Genomic DNA, 18870 nt, shown 5'->3' with positions numbered 1-18870 from the left:
GAAAACGCACCCCTTTTGGGGTGGGTGCGGTACGGCAGAACCGGAGGACGCGCAACGTGGCGCAGTCCACAGCGGGTCGTCACGGATCAACCTGTCGTGACGGAGGAACGGCCGGGACAATGCCACTGAATGGCTTTGTCGCCTTTTACGGGCGGGTCGTTCGTGCCGCTGGGCAGGCACGCTCGTTCTTCACTGCGGGGGCGGTCGGTGCGCCGCTCCCGGTGGGCTGGACGTAGAAGCACTAATCCGATGGGCGAGGGGTACGCATGACCGACACCGGCCAGGTCCCGGGCGAGGGGCTGCCGGAGAGCGCAGGCATGGTGGAACAGCCGGGCGTCCACGCGCACGGTGCGTACACCTACCTCTCCGAGACCACCGCCGAGGACGAAGACCTGTTGCTGCTGCCGGGGGCCCAGAGCCCGTGGGGCAACGAGGTCGCCCCGCCCGCGCCCGAGCCGGTCGTCGAGGCCGTGCACGAGCCGGGCCCGCACGAGACGGCGGGCCGCGACAGCGGCTCGGTCGACCTCGGCGGCGTCCGCCTCCCGGGCCCGGCGCCCGCCCCCGCACCGGTGACGCCGCGTCGCCCGCTGCACCTCGGCCCGCCGATCCCCGACACCTCGGCAAGCCCGGTCCGCTCCCTCGCCGACCGCGGCCCCGCGGGGGCACCGGTACGCCAGCCCGCCACGCCCGCCACCGGCCCCGAGTACTTCGACGCCCCCCAGCAGCACCAGATGCCTCCGCAGAGCGCGGCCCCTTGGGGCGCCCAGGCGCAGGCCGCGGTGCAGGCGGCGGCACCGGTGAACGCCGAGGCACCGGCTGCGGAAACGGTTGTTCCGGCGGCCGAACCGAGCGCGGAGCCAGTGGCCGCCGCGCAGCCCGCCCTGGCCCACATCGCCATGCAGACCGCTCCGGCGGCGCAGACCGGTGACGTCGGCGTGGCCCACGGCCCGGTGGGCGGACACGTTCCGGTGGGGGTGTCCGCCGTGGAGGGCGGGCAGGCTGCCGGTGGACCGGTTGCCGGGGACGGGCATGCCGCTCCCGGCGGATTCGCCGCCTCGGAGAGCGGGCACGGGGCTCCGGGCGAGTTCGCCGCGCAGGCTCCTCCTGCGGGAGCCACTGAAGACGTGGAGCAGGGCGCGGTTGCCCCGTCGGCTTCGGATGCCGGGCCGGAGGAGCCGGCCGCCTCCGCGCCGGAGACCGGACCAGCTCCCGTGGCCGGAGTCGCACCCGAAGCCGGGCAGCCCGAGGTGCCCGGTGTGGTGGAGGCCGTACCGGCCCCTGGGCCCGAGGCCGTCCCGGCTCCTGTCCCGGAGTCCGGCCAGGTTCCGGAGCCGACCCACGTGCCGGAACAGGCGCCCACGGTCGAGAGCGCGCCGGTCGCCGAGGGGCCCGCGGCAGAGGCCGCGCCGATCGTCGAGCCCGTTGCGGCACCGATCGCCGACGCCGTTACGTCCGAGGGCGCACCGCTCACCGAGGCCGCCGCCCCCGGCAGCGAGCAGCCCGCCGCGGCTGTGGCGCCCGAAGCACCGCAGGTCGCCGTGGCCGTGGCACCCGAGAGCCGGCAGTCGTCCGAGGCCGTCGCGGCGGGGGCCGAGCAGTTCCCCGAGGCAGGCGCCGACGAGGCCGTACAGGTGCCCGAGGCAGTGGCCGCCGAGGCCGGTCAGCTCCCCGAGGCGATCGCACCGGAAGCCGCGCAGCTCCCTGAGACGGTCGCACCGCACATCGAACAGGCACCGGCAGCAGTCGCCCCCGAGGCCGCACAGGCACCGGAGACCGTGGCCCCGGATGCCGGCCAAGCCGCCCACGTCGCCGACCCGGCTGCGCCCCAGCCCGTCGTCCTCGAACCAGCTCAGGCCATCACCACCGAGCCCGTTCAGGCCGTCGCCGCCGAGCCTCCGCACACCGTTGAGCCGTCCGCGCACGTGCCCGTGGCGGCCGCCGGAGCAACGCCTTTCCCGGCAGCCCCGGACGCGGTGCAGCCCGTGGCGCCGTCCGCAGAGGCGACCGCCGCCCCCGCCCCCTCCCCCCACGGTGTGGCGACAGAGCATCACAGCGGTCCTGTCCACACCACCCCGGACGCCGAAGTGCACCCCGAGGCCACTGCCGTCGCTGCCCCGGCCGCCGAACCGGCCGACGCGGGGTCCCCGGCGGACCAGGCGCACCCCGCAGAGCCCCTGGCACCGGAGCCGGCCGTAGTCTCCGCCGGGGCCCCGCCCGCCCTCCCGGCCGACGAGGCCGCGGACCCGGCCCAGCCGAGCCCCGGCACGGACACCCCCCAGCCGCTCGCCGCGGAGCCGGCGGACCCGCAGAGCGACGCGTCCCTCGGCCAGTTCGTCCTCGTGGACGGGTCCGTGCCGACCACCCCGCACCTCGCCCCGACCCCGCCGCACGCACTCACCCTCCCGCCGGAGGCGGCGCAGGCGCCGGAGCCGGTCGTCAAGGTCCCCGCCCCGCGGGAGGCCGATCCCGACCTCGTACAGCACGCGGAGGACCTGGACACCAGGGCCGCCGACCAGGAAGAAGAGAGCACGGCCGCAGTGGAAGAAGCACGACAGTCCACCGGCCCGGCCGCGCCCGCCTACGACGACGCGGAGCGCGAGGCGGTCATGAAGGTCATGCGCGAGCGCCGTGACATCCGCAACGGCTTCCGCAGCGACCCCATCCCGCACGAGGTGCTGCTCCGCGTCCTGGAGGCCGCGCACACGGCCCCGTCCGTCGGCCACTCGCAGCCGTGGGACTTCGTCGTCATCCGCTCCGCCGACACCCGCCGCACCATGCACGAACTGGCCATGCGCCAGCGCGACGCGTATGCGAAGTCGCTGCCCAAGGGCCGGGCGAAGCAGTTCAAGGAACTGAAGATCGAGGCCATCCTCGACACCCCGGTGAACATCGTCGTGACCGCCGACCCGACCCGCGGCGGCCGCCACACCCTGGGCCGCCACACCCAGCCGCAGATGGCGCCGTACTCCGCCGCGCTCGCCGTGGAGAACCTCTGGCTCGCCGCCCGCGCCGAGGGCCTCGGCGTCGGCTGGGTCAGCTTCTTCGACGAGCGCGAGATGGTCCGTGCGCTCGGCCTGCCCGAGCACCTGGAGGTCATCGCCTACCTGTGCGTCGGGTACGTCGACGAGTTCCCGGACGAGCCCGAGCTGATGCAGGCCGGCTGGTCCAAGCGCCGCCCGCTGTCCTGGGTCGTGCACGAGGAGACCTACGGCCGTCGCGCGCTGCCCGGCGAGGAGCCGCACGACCTGCTCGCCGAGACCGTCGCCCAGATCCGCCCGCTGGACGCCAAGGCGCTCGGCGAGGCCTGGGAGCGGCAGAAGCGGATGACCAAGCCGGCCGGCGCGCTCGGCATGCTGGAGATCATCTCCGCGCAGCTGTCCGGGCTCTCGCGCCAGTGCCCGCCGCCGATCCCGGAGCCCGCGGCCGTCGCGATCTTCGCGGGCGACCACGGTGTGCACGCCCAGGGCGTCACCCCCTGGCCGCAGGAGGTGACGGCCCAGATGGTGGCCAACTTCCTCGGCGGGGGAGCGGTCTGCAACGCCTTCGCCGGTCAGGTCGGCGCCGAGGTGTGCGTGGTGGACGTCGGCGTCGCGGCCGACCTGCCCGCCACCCCCGGCCTGCTGCCCCGAAAGGTCCGCGCGGGCACCTCCGACATGACGACCGGTCCCGCGATGACCCGCGAGGAGGCCAAGCAGGCCATCGAGGTCGGCATCGAGACGGCCCGCGACCTGGTGGCGGCCGGCAACAGGGCGCTGCTGACGGGCGAGATGGGCATCGCCAACACCACGGCCTCCGCCGCCCTGATCTCGGTCTTCACGGACACCGACCCGGCCGAGGTGACCGGCCGTGGCACCGGCATCAACGACGAGACCCTGGCCCGCAAGACCGAGGTCGTCCGCCGTGCCATCGAGGTGCACCAGCCGGATCCGGCCGACCCCATCGGCGTCCTCGCCGCGATCGGCGGCTTCGAGCACGCGGCGATGGTGGGCCTCCTGCTGGGCGGCGCATCCCTGCGCACCCCCGTGATCCTGGACGGCGTCAGCGCCGGTGCCGCGGCCCTGGTCGCGCGCGCCATCGCCCCGGAGGTCCTCGCGGCCTGCATCGCGGGCCACCGCAGCGCCGAACCGGGCCACGTGGCGGCCCTCAACAAGCTGGGCCTGCGCCCCCTGGTCGACCTCGACCTCCGCCTCGGCGAGGGCACGGGCGCCCTCCTGGCCCTCCCGCTCGTCCAGAGCACGGCCCGGGCGATGCACGAGGTGGCGACGTTCGACTCCGCAGGGGTAACCGAAAAGTAGGCGTAAGTGGTCCGTGGGCAGTCGTTCCGCAGGGCGGAACGGGTGGGCACGGACCACGGACCTGTACCCGGCGACGGCGCTCAGCCACTGGACCACGTGAGCCGCTACACCCTCCCGCCCTTTAAAATCCGCACGTCAGGGCCACTGCACCGCCGTAAAAGAGGAGCCGCACCCTCATGGCCGAAAACCCCGCCTACCCCGTAGGCCTCCGCCTCACCGGCCGCAAAGTGGTCGTCCTCGGCGGAGGCCAGGTCGCCCAGCGCCGCCTGCCGGCCCTGATCGCGGCAGGCGCGGACATCGTCCTCGTGTCCCCCGAGGCGACCCCCTCCGTCGAGGCCATGGCCGACGCGGGCGAGATCACCTGGCACAGGCGCCCGTACGCCGAAGGCGACCTCGCGGACGCCTGGTACGCCCTGATCGCCACCGGCGACACGGAGGCGAACACCCGGGCCTCCGCCGAGGCGGAACGCCACCGCGTGTGGTGCGTCCGCTCCGACGACGCCGACGCCGCCACCGCCTGGACCCCGGCGACCGGCCACAGCGAGGGCGTCACGGTCGCCGTCCTCACCACTGAGGCCCGCGGCCGCGACCCCCGCCACACCGCCGCCATCCGGGACGCGGTCGTCGAGGGCCTGCGCGACGGCACCCTCGTCGCCCCCCACCACCGCACCCGCACCCCGGGCGTCGCCCTCGTCGGCGGCGGTCCCGGCGACCCGGACCTCATCACGGTCCGTGGCCGCCGCCTGCTCGCCGAGGCCGACGTCGTCATCGCCGACCGCCTCGGCCCCCGCGACCTCCTCGCCGAACTCCCGCCGCATGTCGAGGTGATCGACGCCGCGAAGATCCCGTACGGCCGTTTCATGGCCCAGGAGGCCATCAACAACGCCCTGATCGAGCACGCAAAGCAGGGCAAGTCGGTCGTACGCCTGAAGGGCGGCGACCCCTACGTCTTCGGCCGCGGCATGGAGGAGCTGAACGCCCTCGCCGAGGCCGGCATCCCCTGCACCGTCGTGCCCGGCATCTCCAGCTCGATCTCGGTCCCGGGCGCGGCCGGCATCCCGGTCACCCATCGGGGCGTCGCGCACGAGTTCACGGTCGTCAGCGGCCATGTCGCCCCCGACGACGAGCGCTCCCTGGTCGACTGGGCGTCCCTGGCGAAGCTCACCGGCACGCTCGTGATCCTGATGGGCGTGGACAAGATCGGAAAGATCGCCGAGACGCTGGTCGCACACGGCAAGCCGGCCGACACCCCCGTCGCCCTGGTCCAGGAGGGCACCACGGCCGCCCAGCGCCGCGTCGACGCGACCCTGGCGACGGTCGGCGAAACGGTGCGTACGCAGGAGGTCAAGCCGCCGGCGGTCATCGTCATCGGCGCGGTCGTCGGCGTAGGGCCGCAGACATCCGCGTAACCGCGGGTAACCCAAGTCGTACACAGCCGTTGGCACCACACCCAGGACAAGGCAGTATCACCCTGTGGCCGATCTCATCACCGTTGAGGATCCCGACGACCCGCGCCTGCGCGACTACACAGGCCTGACCGACGTGGAGCTGCGCCGCAAGCGTGAACCGGCCGAGGGCCTGTTCATCGCCGAGGGCGAGAAGGTCATCCGCCGGGCGAAGGACGCCGGGTACGAGATGCGCTCGATGCTGCTGTCCGCGAAGTGGGTCGACGTCATGCGTGACGTCATCGACGAGCTTCCGGCCCCGGTGTACGCGGTCAGCCCGGACCTGGCCGAACAGGTCACCGGCTACCACGTGCACCGCGGCGCGCTCGCCTCCATGCAGCGCAAACCGCTGCCGACCGCGGCCGACCTGCTCCAGACCACCCGCCGGGTCGTGGTCATGGAGTCGGTCAACGACCACACCAACATCGGCGCGATCTTCCGCTCGGCGGCCGCCCTTGGCATGGACGCGGTCCTGCTCTCCCCGGACTGCGCGGACCCGCTGTACCGCCGCAGCGTCAAGGTGTCGATGGGTGCGGTCTTCTCCGTCCCCTACGCCCGCCTGGACACCTGGCCCAAGGGCCTGGAGTCGGTCCGCGAGGCGGGCTTCACGCTCCTCGCGCTCACCCCCGACGAGAAGGCCAGGTCCCTGGACGAGGCCGCCCCGCACAAGATGGACCGCGTGGCCCTGATGCTCGGCGCGGAGGGCGACGGCCTGTCCACCCAGGCCCTGGTCGCCGCCGACGAGTGGGTCCGCATCCCCATGTCCCACGGAGTCGACTCCCTCAACGTGGGCGCGGCTGCAGCGGTCGCCTTCTACGCCGTGGCCACGGGCCGCCCGACGGGATGATCCGGTGCCGAAGCGGGAGGCGATCGTTGCGGTTCTGCGGCGTGGTGGCCGAGTTCTGGCGATCCGCCGCGGCCCCGGCGTTCCCCGCCCCGGCTACTGGCAGCCCCTCAGCGGCAAGGTCGAACCGGGGGAGACCCAGGAGCAGGCCGTGGTCCGCGAGGTCAGGGAGGAGGTCGGCCTCACCGTCTCGCCCCTCGCCAAGGTGTGGGAGTCGGAGACCGACGACGGTCTCTTCCGCCTCCACTGGTGGACGGCGGAGGCGGCCACCGGCGAGATCGTCCCCGACCCCGTCGAGGTCGCCGACACCCGCTGGGTCACCCCCCAGGAGTTCCTGGCGCTGACGCCGGTCTTCGACGGTGACCGCGAGTTCTTCGAACGGATCCTGCCGGGGCTGTGACCCCTCAGTCCACGTGGGCGCGCCCCGGCTGCACGTGCTGTTGCCGCTGTGGTACGACGCCGTCGCCACCGCCCAGCCCCCGCGACGGCCCCTGGCACCCCTGTGCCGCGGCGATGCCGAGGGCTACCAGCAGCGTCACGACGACGAACACGAACAGCCGCTGCCGCAGCAGGCGCGGATTGGCAGGCCGCCGTCCCGTCCCCGTGGGCCTGGGCGCCGGACGACCGGTACCGCTGCGCTGCGCGGGCCGGGCCCCGGTGCCCTGGCGGGTGGTGTTCCGCGACCCCGGGGCGGGCCGGGACCCGGAACGCTGGGGCGGCGGGGGGCCACCGCGGGAGACGTTGCCGCCCCGCGCGGGGGCAGCCCCGCCCCGCACCGGAGGGACCCCACGCGACCCGGCGGAAGCACCCCGGGAATGCGGCGCCCCCTGCGGGCCCGGAGGACGACGGTGTTCGCGCTGCTGCTCCGGGTAGGTCTCGGCGAGCCGCCCGGTGGGCCGGTCCGCCTCCGCGGAACGCGGCGCGGGCGGACGCGGGTCGGCGAGCCCCTGCGCCTCACGGGCGGCGATCTCCTTGAGCCGCAGCGACAGCTGAAGCGTGCTGGGCCGCTCCTCGGGATCCTTCGCAAGACAGGCCCGTACGAGCGGAGCCAGCGCGTCCGGAACGCCGTGCAACTGCGCCTCTTCGTGGACGACCCGGTAGAGCATCACCTCGGAACTGCCGTGCCCGAAGGGCGAGTCCCCCATCGACGCGTACGCCAGGGTCGCCCCCAGCGAGAACACGTCCGTGGCGGGGGTGACGGCGGCACCGCGCACCTGCTCCGGTGCGAGGAAACCGGGGGAGCCGACGGCCGTACCGACATGCGTGAGCGTGGACGCCCCGGTCGCCCAGGCGATACCGAAGTCGATGATCCGTGGGCCCTTCGGGGACAGCAGGATGTTCGACGGCTTGAGATCCCGGTGCACGACGCCGGCCTCGTGCACCGCGACGAGCCCCTCGGACAGGGCGGCTCCCACCGCCGCGACGTCGGCGGCACCCAGCGGCCCCTCGTCGGCGACCTTGTCGTGCAGCGACGGACCGGGCACGTACTGAGTGGCGAACCAGGGCCGTTCGGCGTCGAGGTCGGCGGCGACGAGCCGAGCCGTGCATCCGCCCCGGATCCGCCGTGCGGCGGAGACCTCCCGCGCGAACCGGGACCTGAACTCCTGGTCCTCCGCCAGATCCGGCCGGATGACCTTCAGTGCGACCCGCTGTCCCTTCTTGTCGGAGCCCAGGTACACGACGCCCATCCCACCCGCACCGAGCCGTCTGTGAAGCCTGAACGAGCCGACGACGCGCGGGTCCTCGCGCCTCAGGCGCATCATCGCCATGTTCATCCCCGCTGCCCGGTCCGTGTGACGTGGCACAGCTTACGTTTCCACGGCCGCCCGCGCGCAGAGGCCGCGCCCTCTCGCCCAGATCGATTGTCAGTGCCGGGTGGGAGACTTGAAGGGTGGTCAGGGACCGGTCGAGCAGGCGGACTTCAGCGGTCCTGCGGCCTCAACCACCCATCGACGAAGGGGGATTGAACACGTGAAGGGTGATCGCGTGGAAATAGTCGTGGATGCGGGGGACACGACCCGCACCTACGAGGTGGTGGCGAGCAGGGCGGGCCGCCGGGTGGAGACCGCGGTACGCCGAGGTGTCGTGGAAGTGAGCGAAGTCACCCGCAACGGGTCCGTGGTCCGCACGGCCCGCTTCATGGCCAACCGGGTGCTGGCCCTGGTCGAACAGCCGATCCCCAGGGAGGACGGCTCGGAAAAGGCCGGGCACACCGGGCGTCCCCTCCGGGAAGACCCTGAGACCTAGGACCTCGTCTCCACCCAGGGGAGTACGCCCCACCTCACGGCTCATCCTCCGGGAGGCCCGGCAATCGGTACGAGGGCATGACGTGCGGAGAGCGCCGGAAGCCTAGATTTGAGGTCAAGCGGCGGGTGCAGCACTCGTCCCCCGAGGTCAGACACCCGCCGCTGCCAACGACAACTGAGAACGGTCAGGAGAGGGACCATGGCCATAACGGCACCGCGGACACTGATCCGCACCCAGGAGCGCACCGCACTCCGCCGCCGTACCGGCCGCCGCCACCCCCTGGTGGCGACGCTCATGGTCCTCCCCCTGGCGGCCCTGCTCTTCTTCGTCTTCGACGGCTGGGAGACAGTGGCCACACAGGCGTCGTCCGTGGGCGTGATGCTGGGGCGCTGAGCGGCGACCCCAGGCCCGGAAGAGCGGTCCGGGCGGGGACATCCACCCATGAAACCCCGTGGGGACGGGGGTGCGGCGGACGGCAAAAATGCCGGCGCAGCTGGGGAGCTGCGCCGGCATTGCTTTTTCCCTTCCCAACCACCACCGCCGACGGTCACCCCCTGGGCCGAGGGCGGATGCCGTGTGTCCGTCCCCCACCGGGAGCGCACCCTCCAGCCGCCGATCAGACACTCTCAGCCCGTCCGGCGTTTGAGGACGAGGCCGTTCAGGCCGATCGAGGTCCGGGGCGCCCCGAAACGGGGTGCTTGGAGCGGAGCCCTGTGCAGGGTTGGGCAGGTCCGCACGGGCGGGGGCTGCCCCCCGACTCGGGGTGCTGGGGCGGAGCCCCGCGGGGGGTTGTCTGGGTTGAGGGGCGGAGCCCTGTGCAGGGTTGGGCAGGTCCGCAGGGGCGGGGGCTGTCTTCCGAGTCGGGGTGCTGGGGCGGAGCCCGGTGGGGGGTTGTCTGGGTTGAGGGGCGGAGCCCTGTGCAGGGTTGGGCAGGTCCGCAGGGGCGGGGGCTGCCCCCCGACTCGGGGTGCTGGGGCGGAGCCCCGCGGGGGTTGTCAGGGTTCAGGGACGGATTCCCGTGCAGGGGCGGGGGGCCGACCCCTGACTCGGGGGGCAGGCGCGGAGCCCCGCGAGGGGTGCAGGGGACGCAGTCCCCGCCGGGGTTCAGGAGCGGAGCCCCTGGCGGGGTCGAAGGGGCGGAGCCCCTGGGTACGGGACGGGTAGGGGCGGCGGGGGCGCATCCTCAGCGGCCCCCACCACGGACAGCACCGCACCGGCGGCTGCCATACCCACCCCCACCACCCCGCCGTACCCTCGCGAAGAGACCCGCCGCCCCAGGGAGCCCCGTGACCACCTCCTTGCTCACCGAACTGACCATCCGAGCCAAGGCCACGGCCCACTCCCGCACGGACACCTGCCCCTGCGGCGCAGCCACCCTCGCCGACCGCCCCGACGCCACCGTCGTCCGCCACGCCGACACGGTCGCCAAGGCCCACGCCCCCCACACTTCCCGCACCGACCTCGCCCCCCGCCTCACCACGGCCACCCGCCTCCCCGGCATCCTCCTGCCCCCACTCACCCCGACCCCCGCCGACCTGCACGGCCGCCTCGTCACGTTCTGGCCCTACGGCACACCCGTGGACCCGGACACCCCCGACGCCGCCCCCTGGGAGCCCGCAGCCACCCTCCTGGCCCGCCTCCACCGCACGCCCGTCGAAGCCCCCCTCCCGCCCATGCGAGGCCCCGCCAAGGCCGCCCGAGCCATCGCCCGGCTCAGGGCAACAGCGGCCGCCCACCCCGCCACCGCACCGGTCCTACAGGCCTGGAGCACCCTCCCGCCCTGGGCCAGGGCCGAAGCCCCGATGCCGGACACGACCACCCTGTGCCACGGCGACCTCCACCTCGGCCAGCTCGTCCGCCACCCCGCCCCCGACGGCCCCTGGCTCCTCATCGACGTCGACGACCTCGGCACCGGCGTCCCCGCCTGGGACCTGGCCCGCCCGGCGGCCTGGTACGCCTGTGGCCTCCTCCCACCGGACGAGTGGACCCGCTTCCTCACCGCCTACCGCACGGCCGGCGGCCCGGCCGTCCCCGCCGACGGCGACCCCTGGCCCGCCCTGGACGTCCCGGCCCGCGCCCTCACGGTGCAGACGGCGGCCCGAGCGACAGCCAAGGCTGCAGCGGAGAACCGCCCCCTGGACGAGGTCGAAGTGTCCATGATCGACGCATGTGCCCGAATGGCTTCGCTCCCGCCGGAGTTGATCCCGGAATTCGCGAAGTAGGGTGCAACCGACCGCACCCTGACAGAGTCTGTCCTGGGGAAACGCGAAGCAGGACCGACCGGCGAGGAGTTGAGCCGACCATGCAGTGTCCGAAGTGCCATGCGCCGATGCACACGTACAACCGCAACGGTGTCCAGATCGAGCAGTGCAGCGGCTGCCGCGGGATCTTCCTCGACTACGGCGAGCTGGAGGCGCTGACCCGCCTGGAGTCCCAGTGGTCCCAGCCCGCGCCGCCGCCCCCGCCCGCCCCGCAGGCGTACCCGGCCCCGCCCGCGCCCGCCTGGGGCGCCCAGCACGGCGGTCACTACGGCGGCCACCACGGCGGTCACCACCGCCACAAGAGCTTCGGCCACATGCTGTTCTCCAGCTGACAGGTGGCGTCACACGACGAAGCCCCCGGCCGTACGAGACGGCCGGGGGCTTCGGCTGGTGCGCGATACTGGGATTGAACCAGTGACCTCTTCCGTGTCAGGGAAGCGCTCTCCCGCTGAGCTAATCGCGCAGGTGAACCTGCAGGTGGTGCGTACTGCGTGCGCGATACTGGGATTGAACCAGTGACCTCTTCCGTGTCAGGGAAGCGCTCTCCCGCTGAGCTAATCGCGCGGGTATGGATCTCGCCGTACATGCTGGAAGATCCAGTGGACGATACTGGGATTGAACCAGTGACCTCTTCCGTGTCAGGGAAGCGCTCTCCCGCTGAGCTAATCGTCCTTGGAGGTGGAGACGGGATTTGAACCCGTGTAGACGGCTTTGCAGGCCGTTGCCTCGCCTCTCGGCCACTCCACCAGGAGTGCAGGGGTTCGGGAGGATCCCCTGTTTCCATCGAGCGGACGACGAGGCTCGAACTCGCGACCTCAACCTTGGCAAGGTTGCGCTCTACCAACTGAGCTACGTCCGCTTGTCGTTTCGGTCCGCTCTCGCGGCCCGGCGACGAGTTGAACTCTAGCGGATTCCCGGGCCAGCACAAAAACGCGTTTGCGCAGCGTGCTGCGCTGCACCTGCTCGCGTACGTGGTCAGGGCCCCTGACGGGACACGCCAGGGCCACCTTCACGACACCCGCCCTAGACTCGACTGCGTGCTCGACCTCCCTCCTCTCGCCCGCTTCGGTGACCGCGTCGCCACCGGACTCCTCGATGTCACCAGCGATCCCGCGGCCCTCGACTCCACCGGTTTCTGGGCCGTCGTGGCGGACTTCGAGGGCCGCCTGACCTGCGCCCGCTTCCGGGACGTACGAGTGGAGCCCGTGCCCGCCCCGGTGCCGGGGCAATGGCGGGGACCAGCCGCCGGTGACTGGACGTCCTCCCTCGACCGCGGTGCGTACACGGCGGGTGTGCGCCGCATCCGCGAGCACATAGCGGCCGGCGAGGTCTACCAGGCGAACCTCTGCCGGGTGCTCTCCGCGCCCGTCGCGCCCGACGCCGACGTGGACGCCCTGACCGCACTGCTGGCCCGCGGCAACCCCGCACCGTACGCAGGAACGATCCGGCTGCCCGGCCACGGGGTGGAGATAGCCACCGCCTCGCCCGAACTCTTCCTGCGGCGCGACGGCCGTGTCGTGGAGTCCGGACCGATCAAGGGCACCGGACGCACCGAGGCGGACCTGCTGGAGAAGGACTACGCCGAGAACGTCATGATCGTGGACCTGGTCCGCAACGACGTCGGGCGTGTCTGCGCGACCGGCAGCGTGAGCGTCCCCGATCTGTGCGCCGTCGAGAAGCACCCGGGCCTGGTCCATCTCGTGTCGACGGTCCGCGGCGAGCTCCGTGCGGACGCCGGCTGGCCCGAACTGCTCGACGCGGCCTTCCCGCCCGGATCGGTCACCGGTGCACCCAAGTCCAGCGCCCTGCGGATCATCGACGCCCTGGAGACGGCGCCCCGCGGCCCGTACTGCGGCGGCATCGGCTGGGTCGACGCGGACCAGGGAGCCGGCGAGCTGGCGGTGGGCATCCGCACCTTCTGGATCGACCGCGCCGAGGGCGTCCTGCGCTTCGGGACGGGCGCCGGCATCACCTGGGGCTCCGACCCGGAGGCGGAGTGGCGGGAGACCGAGCTGAAGGCGGCCCGACTGCTCGCGGTAGCGTCGGGTACGTACGAGGTGAGTGGAGAGGGACTACAGACGTGAAGATCTGGCTCGACGGCGGGCTGCAGGACAGCGAGTCCGCCCGCGTCTCCGTCTTCGACCACGGGCTGACCGTGGGCGACGGCATCTTCGAGACGGTGAAGGCGACGGACGGGAAGACGTTCGCGCTGACCCGGCACCTCGACCGGCTGACCCGCTCCGCGCGCGGCCTCGGCCTGCCCGACCCCGACCACGACGAGATCCGCCGCGCCTGCGCCGCCGTCCTCGAAGCCAACCCGATGCCGCTCGGCCGGCTGCGCATCACCTACACCGGCGGCCACGGCCCACTCGGCTCCGACCGCGGTGAGCACGGCCCGACCCTCGTCGTCGCCCTGGGCGAGACCACCCGCCGCCCCGACTCCACCGCCGTGATCACGGTGCCGTGGACCCGCAACGAACGCGGCGCCCTCACCGGCCTGAAGACGACCTCGTACGCCGAGAATGTCGTCGCCCTCGCCCGCGCCCACCAACACGGCGCCTCGGAAGCCCTGTTCGCGAACACCGTCGGGCAACTGTGCGAGGGCACCGGCTCGAACGTCTTCGTCGTCCTGGACGGCGAGATCCACACCCCGCCGGTCGCCTCCGGCTGCCTCGCGGGCATCACGCGCGCGCTCGCCGTCGAGTGGACCGGGGCCAGGGAGACCGACCTGCCGCTCGACGTCCTGGAGCGCGCGGACGAGGTCTTCCTCACCTCCACCCTGCGCGACGTCCAGGCCGTGCACCGCGTCGACGATCGCGAACTGCCGGGCGCACCGGGCCCGGTGACCGCCAAGGCCATGCGGATCTTCGACGAGCGGTCCGGCGACGACCTGGATCCGTGAGAGCCCTGGAAAACCGGCTGCCGATGCGTGGCTGAGGCGGGTAGAACACCCCTGATGACCACGACCCTGCGGCCGACCGAGCCGCTTCAGCACAACGCCGACGGGACGCGTTCGCGCCGCTTCCAGGTGTGCGTGAACAGCCGGCCGGTGGGCGCGATACACCTGGGCACGTCCGCTGCCTTCGGTGACAAGGTCGCCCACATCCTCGACCTGCGGATCGAGGAGCCGGACCGCCGCCGCGGCCGGGGCACCGTGGCCGCGCTCGCCGCGGAGGAGGTGGCACGCGGGTGGGGGTGCACGCGGATCGAGGCGACCGTCCCCGCCGGGGCCGCGGCGGGGCTGCGGCTCGGCGAGGTGCTCGGCTACGTCGTGCGCAATCGCGGAATGGAGAAGCGCCTCGCCCCGACCGCACCCGAACTGCCCGCGGGCAGCCGGGCCCGTCCCATGACAGAGGCCGAGTTCGTCAGCTGGCAGGAGCACGAGTCGGAGGACTACGCCCGCACCTTGATCGAGCGGGGCGTGCCGGAGGCCGAGGCGTACGACAGGGCACGCCGCGACCACGAGGAGCTGCTGCCGGAGGGACAGGCGACCGAGAACGCCACGTTCAGCGTCCTCGAACACGAGGGCACCCGCGTGGGCACCCTGTGGCTGGCGCTGCGCGGGGAGAAGGTCCATGTGTGCGACGTGGAGGCCGATGCCGCACACCGCGGGCGCGGCCACGGCCGCACGCTCATGCTTCTGGCGGAGATCCAGGCACGCGCCGCGGGCCGTGACGTCGTCACTCTGAACGTGTTCGCCGGAAACACCCCGGCCGAGCGGCTCTACGACTCACTCGGCTACCGGACGACGCAGTACGCCCTGTACAAGCCGCTGGTCTGAGCGGACCCGCACCCCGAAGGGGCGCGGGCCTGCGCCGGTCAGGCCCCCGCCTCGGCCAGCAGCCGGTCCACGATCTCCTCGATCCGCTCCCGCAGCCCCTCCTGGCTCTTGCCGCCGTCCAGGCGCTGACCGTCGATGACGTACGTCGGGGTACCGGTCACGCCGATCGCCTTGCCCTCGGCCTGGTCGGCGTCGACGATCAGGATGTGCCGGCCGTCGATCAGCGCGGTGTCGAACTCCTCGGCGTCCAGACCGAGTTCGGCGGCCACCTCGACCAGGAAGGGCTCTCCCGCACGGTCCAGCTCCTCGACCCGCGCCAGCACGGCCTCGACGTAGGCCCAGCCCTTGCCCTGCTCGACGGCCTCCTCGGCGGCCTGCGCGGCGGCGAAGGCGTGCTTGTGCTTCTCCAGCGGGAAGTGCCGCAGCCGCAGCTCCAGTCGGTCGCCGTAGCGGGCACGCAGGGCACGCAGATCGTCGAGGGCGCTACGGCAGTCCGGGCACTGGAGTTCGCACCAGACGTCGAGGACGGGCGCGGCGGGAGGCACGGGGGAGGAGTCGCTCATGCCGTCAGTCTCCCAGCTCGGCCGCGGTCGACCCAATCGGAGCCCCGGCCCCGGTGACCTGCGCCCACGAGGCCAACGCCGCCCGGCCCGGCCGTGCGGACGTCCGCTTCGTCGGCGCGCAGATCGCGGTGAAGTGGCCGGCCGGGCGGGTCCGCGACTCCCTTGCGGAACTGCTGCCCGTCCACCCCTGGCGCGGTCGACACGGCGGAGGGCACGGAGGCCAAGCCGCGCCGCACCCGCAAGACGGCCGCCGCCGCGGAGACCACCAAGGAAGCGAAGCCCGTGTCCCAGATCCCGGCGCAGGCCGCCGAGGCGGACCCTGATCCACACCCGGGCGAGTGCCCGGGACCGGCACCTTCGGAGGAGCCGACCCGGAGATGTCCCTGATGTCCGCCCGGACCATGGCCGCGCGGGGTCCGGGCGGTGCAGGATGGAAGGGACGAAGTGCCCCTGCCCGATCGAGCCCTGCCTGGAGGACCGGATGATTGCCGAGACCGTCTGTTCCGCCGTGTCCGCGGCAGGCCTGGGCATCGCGGTGGTCACCGCCTACCGCAAGCGCTTCCTGGCGGCCGCCCGCATCGCCGCCTACTCACTCGTCCCCATCGGCCTGGTGATGACCGGCACGGTGCAGTGGCTGGCGGACACCGCCTTCAGCCCGACGGCCTGGGCGGGCTTCGGTGTGCTCGGCGCCGCCTGGCTGCTGTTCTCCACCACGCGCGCGGTGGAGCGCCGCCGGGGCGGCACACGCAAGGAGCGCAGGGAGGCCAGGGCCGCGGAGCAGCGCGAGGCGGTCGCTCCGAAGGCCTCCGCGCCTTCCCTCGGCCCCGGGTCCCGCCCGGCCGCCCGGCCCGCGAGTACGCCCCGCGCCCAGTCGGCGGACGACTTCAGCGACATCGAGGCCATCCTCAAGAAGCACGGCATATGACCCGCGCATGACGACTGAAACGACACAGTGGATCAAGGCTGTGGCGTGAAGTGATCACGACCCGAACCGGACTTCACGGAATCCGGCGAACTGCCGGTCATGCCGGGCGTGTTGAGTGCACCGGACCTGTGGAGTGCGCCATCATCGCCGAGAGATGCTGGACACGGAACACGGCGACACCGCGCCGCCGAAGGACGAGCCGCGCGGATGCCTCTTCGCCCTTTCCCAGCCACCGCTGATGATCTTCCTTGCGGTGATCGGGTGTCTGCTGCTCATGGCCTCGTTGCACGACCTGCTGATGCTGTGAGCCGTACCCGTGGTCCCCGGCGCCACCCGCGGGGGACCACGTCGACATCCTTGTCCGGCCGCTCGGGCGTCAGCCCGCGGCCTCCTTGCGCCGCGCCCGGTAAGCGGCCACGTGCAGACGGTTTCCGCAGGTGCGACTGTCGCAGTAGCGGCGCGAGCGGTTGCGGGAGAGGTCGACGAAGGCGCGCCGGCAGTCGGGGGCCTCGCAGCGGCGCAGCCGTTCCTGCTCACCGGCGACCACGAAGAAGGCCAGCGCCATCCCGCAGTCGGCCGCGAGATGATCGGCGACGGAGGCACCAGGCGCGAAGTAGTGCACATGCCAGTCGTAGCCGTCGTGGTCCGTGAGGCGCGGAGTCGTGCCCGCGGCGGCGACCAGCTCGTTGATCACGCCGGCGGCGGTCCGGGCGTCGTGCGCCGCGAAGACCGAGGCGAACCGGCCGCGGATCTTGCGCACGGCCGAGAGGTCGAACTCCGAGAGCGCCCCCACATCGCTGATTTCATGGTTTCGTACGAAATCCTCGAGAGCCGCGACGTCGGGCAGTCCGTCCGGCGCCGCGTGGTCCTCCGGTGCGGTGTTCACCAGATCCACCACGGTGTCGAGCGCGCACCGGGTGTCGTGGGTGATCAGCACGTTTCGCTCCCTGGCCTGGGGGTCGGGCGGACGCCCGCCTCATGCTGGCCGATGGTAGTGGCTTGCCGCCCGACTGCGGGCGGTCCTGCCACCGGGGCACCATCCCCCTGCCCCGCCGCACACACCGGCGCCGCCCCCACGACTCGATCGCGGCGGCGGCGCTGATGCGTACCGTATGCAGTTGTTCTGGCCCGAGCCGTCTCCCCGAGTCGACGGCGCCGGGCGGCTTCGTGGTGCCTCGGCCTAGCTCTCCGCCAGGATGTGCGAGAGCTCCTGATCGAGATCGAAGTGCCGGTGTTCCGTACCGGGAGGCACGGCGGCGTCGGTTCGCTTCAGGAAGGACTCCAGCGCCCGCGCCGGGGCTTCCAGCAGGGCCTCGCCCTCCGGAGAGCTCAGCGCGATGCACACGACCCCCTGACCGTGACTGCGCGACGGCCAGACACGGACGTCGCCGGTTCCGGTGGGCCGGTGCAGCCCCTCCGCGAGGAGGTCGCGGGCGAACACCCACTCGACGGTCTCCTCGGCTCCGGTGTGGAAGGTGGCGTGCACGGCGTAGGGGTCGGCCGTGTCGTACCGCAGGCCTGCGGGGACAGGCAGGGAGGACTCGCTCGACACAACGAGGCGCAGGTGCAGCTCGCAGCTGACCGTGGTGTTCATAAGCGCCAGGGCCTTTCGCTCAGTGTGCGCTCGGGGATTCGCACGTCGGCGAAATCGACATGCCACCTACGGTGCCGTTGTAAACCCCTCTGAGTGTTTTGCGTGCCTTTACGTAACTCTTCCGGCCGATGGGTCGTTCGCGAGGTAGGGCCATTCCGGTGACTGGTTTCCGCTGGGTAAAGTAAGGTAAAGTTTGGCCGTATGAATACGGGGAGTAACCGGACCGAGGGGCTGTCGGGCGAGGCTGCCGTGGCATCGGACGAGACGAGGACGGACGGGGCGCAGGGCGAGCACGGTCTCGGCTCCAAGGCCCCGGCGTTCATCAAGAGGCGTCGCGCCCTGCATCTGAGCTGGCAGGTCGGGGTCTTCGTCGTCGGTCTGGCGGTCGTCGGCGCCGGCATCGTCATGCTGCCGCTGCCCGGGCCGGGCTGGGTGGTGATCTTCGGCGGCATGGCGATCTGGGCGACCGAGTTCGTCTGGGCCCAGCTGGTGCTCCGCTGGACGAAACGCAAGGTCACCGAGGCGGCCCAGCGGGCCCTCGACCCCAAGGTGCGGCGCCGCAACATCACTCTGACGGCGATCGGTCTCGTGATCGTGGGTGTGCTCGTCGGTATCTATCTGTGGAAGTTCGGCGTCGTGATGCCCTGGAAGATCAAGGACCAGTGATCCGCGCGACCGCGCGAGCGTCGGCGGGCGCCGGTTCATGCTGGTCACAGGCACCCCCTGACATGGGGTAATGTTCTTCCTGCGTCCGGGCGATTAGCTCAGTGGGAGAGCGCTTCGTTCACACCGAAGAGGTCACTGGTTCGAACCCAGTATCGCCCACCCGGATCGGGGGGGGGGGGGGGGGGGGGGGGCGGGCGGCGGCGCGGGGGGGGGCCCCCCCCGGGGGGGGGGGGGGGGGGGGGGGGTTGG

At 72.6% G+C, this 18870-nt stretch carries 18 protein-coding genes, 6 tRNA genes and 1 pseudogene; 16 read left to right on the top strand and 9 right to left on the bottom strand.

Going from position 1 to position 18870, the window contains the following annotated elements; genetic code table 11:
- The first annotated feature begins 266 nt into the window (after positions 1 to 266).
- The 4 genes from cobT to ACIBW9_RS28255 all read left to right on the top strand — a co-directional run bounded on the left by cobT (position 267) and on the right by ACIBW9_RS28255 (position 6984).
- Complete coding sequence (gene cobT / locus ACIBW9_RS28270; RefSeq protein WP_398959743.1) at positions 267 to 4295, top strand: nicotinate-nucleotide--dimethylbenzimidazole phosphoribosyltransferase; 4029 nt, start codon at positions 267 to 269, stop codon at positions 4293 to 4295.
- Positions 4296 to 4471: 176 nt separating this feature from the next.
- Positions 4472 to 5704 (top strand): uroporphyrinogen-III C-methyltransferase, encoded by a 1233-nt coding sequence (cobA, locus tag ACIBW9_RS28265; RefSeq protein WP_398959741.1) that lies wholly within the window; start codon positions 4472 to 4474, stop codon positions 5702 to 5704.
- A gap of 64 nt (positions 5705 to 5768) precedes the next feature.
- Complete coding sequence (locus ACIBW9_RS28260) at positions 5769 to 6587, top strand: TrmH family RNA methyltransferase (protein WP_398959739.1); 819 nt, start codon at positions 5769 to 5771, stop codon at positions 6585 to 6587.
- 4 nt (positions 6588 to 6591) lie between these two features.
- Positions 6592 to 6984: an NUDIX domain-containing protein gene (locus tag ACIBW9_RS28255; RefSeq protein WP_398959737.1), complete on the top strand. Its 393-nt coding sequence runs from the start codon at positions 6592 to 6594 to the stop codon at positions 6982 to 6984.
- A 4-nt stretch (positions 6985 to 6988) separates the two neighbouring features.
- Here the strand turns inward: ACIBW9_RS28255 and ACIBW9_RS28250 are convergent, their stop codons facing one another.
- On the bottom strand, positions 6989 to 8359 hold the full coding sequence (locus ACIBW9_RS28250; RefSeq protein ID WP_398959735.1) for a protein kinase: 1371 nt from the start codon (positions 8357 to 8359) through the stop codon (positions 6989 to 6991).
- 196 nt (positions 8360 to 8555) lie between these two features.
- Here ACIBW9_RS28250 and ACIBW9_RS28245 point away from each other — a divergent pair, with 196 nt between their 5' ends.
- The 4 genes from ACIBW9_RS28245 to ACIBW9_RS28230 all read left to right on the top strand — a co-directional run bounded on the left by ACIBW9_RS28245 (position 8556) and on the right by ACIBW9_RS28230 (position 11424).
- Entirely contained in the window at positions 8556 to 8831 is a 276-nt protein-coding gene (locus ACIBW9_RS28245; RefSeq protein WP_344405710.1) for a hypothetical protein, read from the top strand.
- A 198-nt stretch (positions 8832 to 9029) separates the two neighbouring features.
- Positions 9030 to 9224, top strand: a complete 195-nt coding sequence (locus ACIBW9_RS28240; RefSeq protein WP_398959733.1) for a hypothetical protein — start codon at positions 9030 to 9032, stop codon at positions 9222 to 9224.
- A gap of 893 nt (positions 9225 to 10117) precedes the next feature.
- Positions 10118 to 11053, top strand: a complete 936-nt coding sequence (locus ACIBW9_RS28235) for a phosphotransferase family protein (RefSeq protein WP_398959732.1) — start codon at positions 10118 to 10120, stop codon at positions 11051 to 11053.
- An 80-nt stretch (positions 11054 to 11133) separates the two neighbouring features.
- On the top strand, positions 11134 to 11424 hold the full coding sequence (locus ACIBW9_RS28230) for a zf-TFIIB domain-containing protein (RefSeq protein WP_398959730.1): 291 nt from the start codon (positions 11134 to 11136) through the stop codon (positions 11422 to 11424).
- Between the two features lie 56 nt (positions 11425 to 11480).
- On the opposite strand, the gene ACIBW9_RS28225 is transcribed toward ACIBW9_RS28230, so the two are convergent.
- The 5 genes from ACIBW9_RS28225 to ACIBW9_RS28205 all read right to left on the bottom strand — a co-directional run bounded on the left by ACIBW9_RS28225 (position 11481) and on the right by ACIBW9_RS28205 (position 11951).
- Positions 11481 to 11555 (bottom strand) — tRNA-Val (locus tag ACIBW9_RS28225).
- Between the two features lie 29 nt (positions 11556 to 11584).
- Positions 11585 to 11656 (bottom strand) — tRNA-Val (locus ACIBW9_RS28220).
- 36 nt (positions 11657 to 11692) lie between these two features.
- Positions 11693 to 11764 (bottom strand) — tRNA-Val (locus ACIBW9_RS28215).
- 1 nt (position 11765) lies between these two features.
- Positions 11766 to 11839: transfer RNA gene (locus tag ACIBW9_RS28210), tRNA-Cys, on the bottom strand.
- A 39-nt stretch (positions 11840 to 11878) separates the two neighbouring features.
- Positions 11879 to 11951: transfer RNA gene (locus ACIBW9_RS28205), tRNA-Gly, on the bottom strand.
- 178 nt (positions 11952 to 12129) lie between these two features.
- Between ACIBW9_RS28205 and ACIBW9_RS28200 the strand changes: the two genes are divergently transcribed.
- Genes ACIBW9_RS28200 through ACIBW9_RS28190 form a run of 3 tightly spaced genes read left to right on the top strand, consistent with a single transcriptional unit; the run spans position 12130 to position 14873 of the window.
- Complete coding sequence (locus tag ACIBW9_RS28200) at positions 12130 to 13176, top strand: chorismate-binding protein (protein ID WP_398959728.1); 1047 nt, start codon at positions 12130 to 12132, stop codon at positions 13174 to 13176.
- On the top strand, positions 13173 to 13994 hold the full coding sequence (locus tag ACIBW9_RS28195) for an aminotransferase class IV (protein WP_398959726.1): 822 nt from the start codon (positions 13173 to 13175) through the stop codon (positions 13992 to 13994). Before ACIBW9_RS28200 ends, ACIBW9_RS28195 begins: the two co-directional genes overlap by 4 nt.
- Positions 13995 to 14048: 54 nt before the next feature.
- Positions 14049 to 14873 (top strand): GNAT family N-acetyltransferase, encoded by an 825-nt coding sequence (locus ACIBW9_RS28190; RefSeq protein ID WP_398959725.1) that lies wholly within the window; start codon positions 14049 to 14051, stop codon positions 14871 to 14873.
- Between the two features lie 38 nt (positions 14874 to 14911).
- On the opposite strand, the gene ACIBW9_RS28185 is transcribed toward ACIBW9_RS28190, so the two are convergent.
- Positions 14912 to 15436, bottom strand: a complete 525-nt coding sequence (locus tag ACIBW9_RS28185; protein ID WP_398959723.1) for a DsbA family protein — start codon at positions 15434 to 15436, stop codon at positions 14912 to 14914.
- A 62-nt stretch (positions 15437 to 15498) separates the two neighbouring features.
- Here ACIBW9_RS28185 and ACIBW9_RS28180 point away from each other — a divergent pair.
- The 3 genes and pseudogenes from ACIBW9_RS28180 to ACIBW9_RS28170 all read left to right on the top strand — a co-directional run.
- A pseudogene (locus ACIBW9_RS28180) lies at positions 15499 to 15627 on the top strand (NYN domain-containing protein); the annotation flags it as partial.
- Between the two features lie 290 nt (positions 15628 to 15917).
- On the top strand, positions 15918 to 16361 hold the full coding sequence (locus ACIBW9_RS28175; protein ID WP_398959721.1) for a hypothetical protein: 444 nt from the start codon (positions 15918 to 15920) through the stop codon (positions 16359 to 16361).
- 154 nt (positions 16362 to 16515) lie between these two features.
- Entirely contained in the window at positions 16516 to 16668 is a 153-nt protein-coding gene (locus ACIBW9_RS28170) for a hypothetical protein (RefSeq protein ID WP_180292031.1), read from the top strand.
- 69 nt (positions 16669 to 16737) lie between these two features.
- Here ACIBW9_RS28170 and ACIBW9_RS28165 read toward each other — a convergent pair whose 3' ends face one another.
- Positions 16738 to 17298, bottom strand: a complete 561-nt coding sequence (locus ACIBW9_RS28165; protein ID WP_115909304.1) for a CGNR zinc finger domain-containing protein — start codon at positions 17296 to 17298, stop codon at positions 16738 to 16740.
- A 243-nt stretch (positions 17299 to 17541) separates the two neighbouring features.
- Positions 17542 to 17955 carry an SsgA family sporulation/cell division regulator gene (locus ACIBW9_RS28160; protein ID WP_004002642.1) on the bottom strand — a complete coding sequence of 138 codons (414 nt, stop codon included), beginning with the start codon at positions 17953 to 17955 and terminating at the stop codon, positions 17542 to 17544.
- A 201-nt stretch (positions 17956 to 18156) separates the two neighbouring features.
- On the opposite strand from ACIBW9_RS28160, the gene ACIBW9_RS28155 reads away from it, so the two are divergent.
- Both ACIBW9_RS28155 and ACIBW9_RS28150 read left to right on the top strand, forming a co-directional pair.
- Positions 18157 to 18621 (top strand): TIGR02611 family protein, encoded by a 465-nt coding sequence (locus tag ACIBW9_RS28155; RefSeq protein WP_398959718.1) that lies wholly within the window; start codon positions 18157 to 18159, stop codon positions 18619 to 18621.
- A gap of 87 nt (positions 18622 to 18708) precedes the next feature.
- A tRNA-Val gene (locus ACIBW9_RS28150) sits at positions 18709 to 18780 on the top strand.
- The last annotated feature ends 90 nt before the right edge of the window (positions 18781 to 18870 follow it).

It is taken from the genome of Streptomyces sp. NPDC049541, assembly GCF_044465725.1.
Lineage (GTDB): Bacteria > Actinomycetota > Actinomycetes > Streptomycetales > Streptomycetaceae > Streptomyces.
This window is presented reverse-complemented; position numbering and strand designations above follow the sequence as displayed.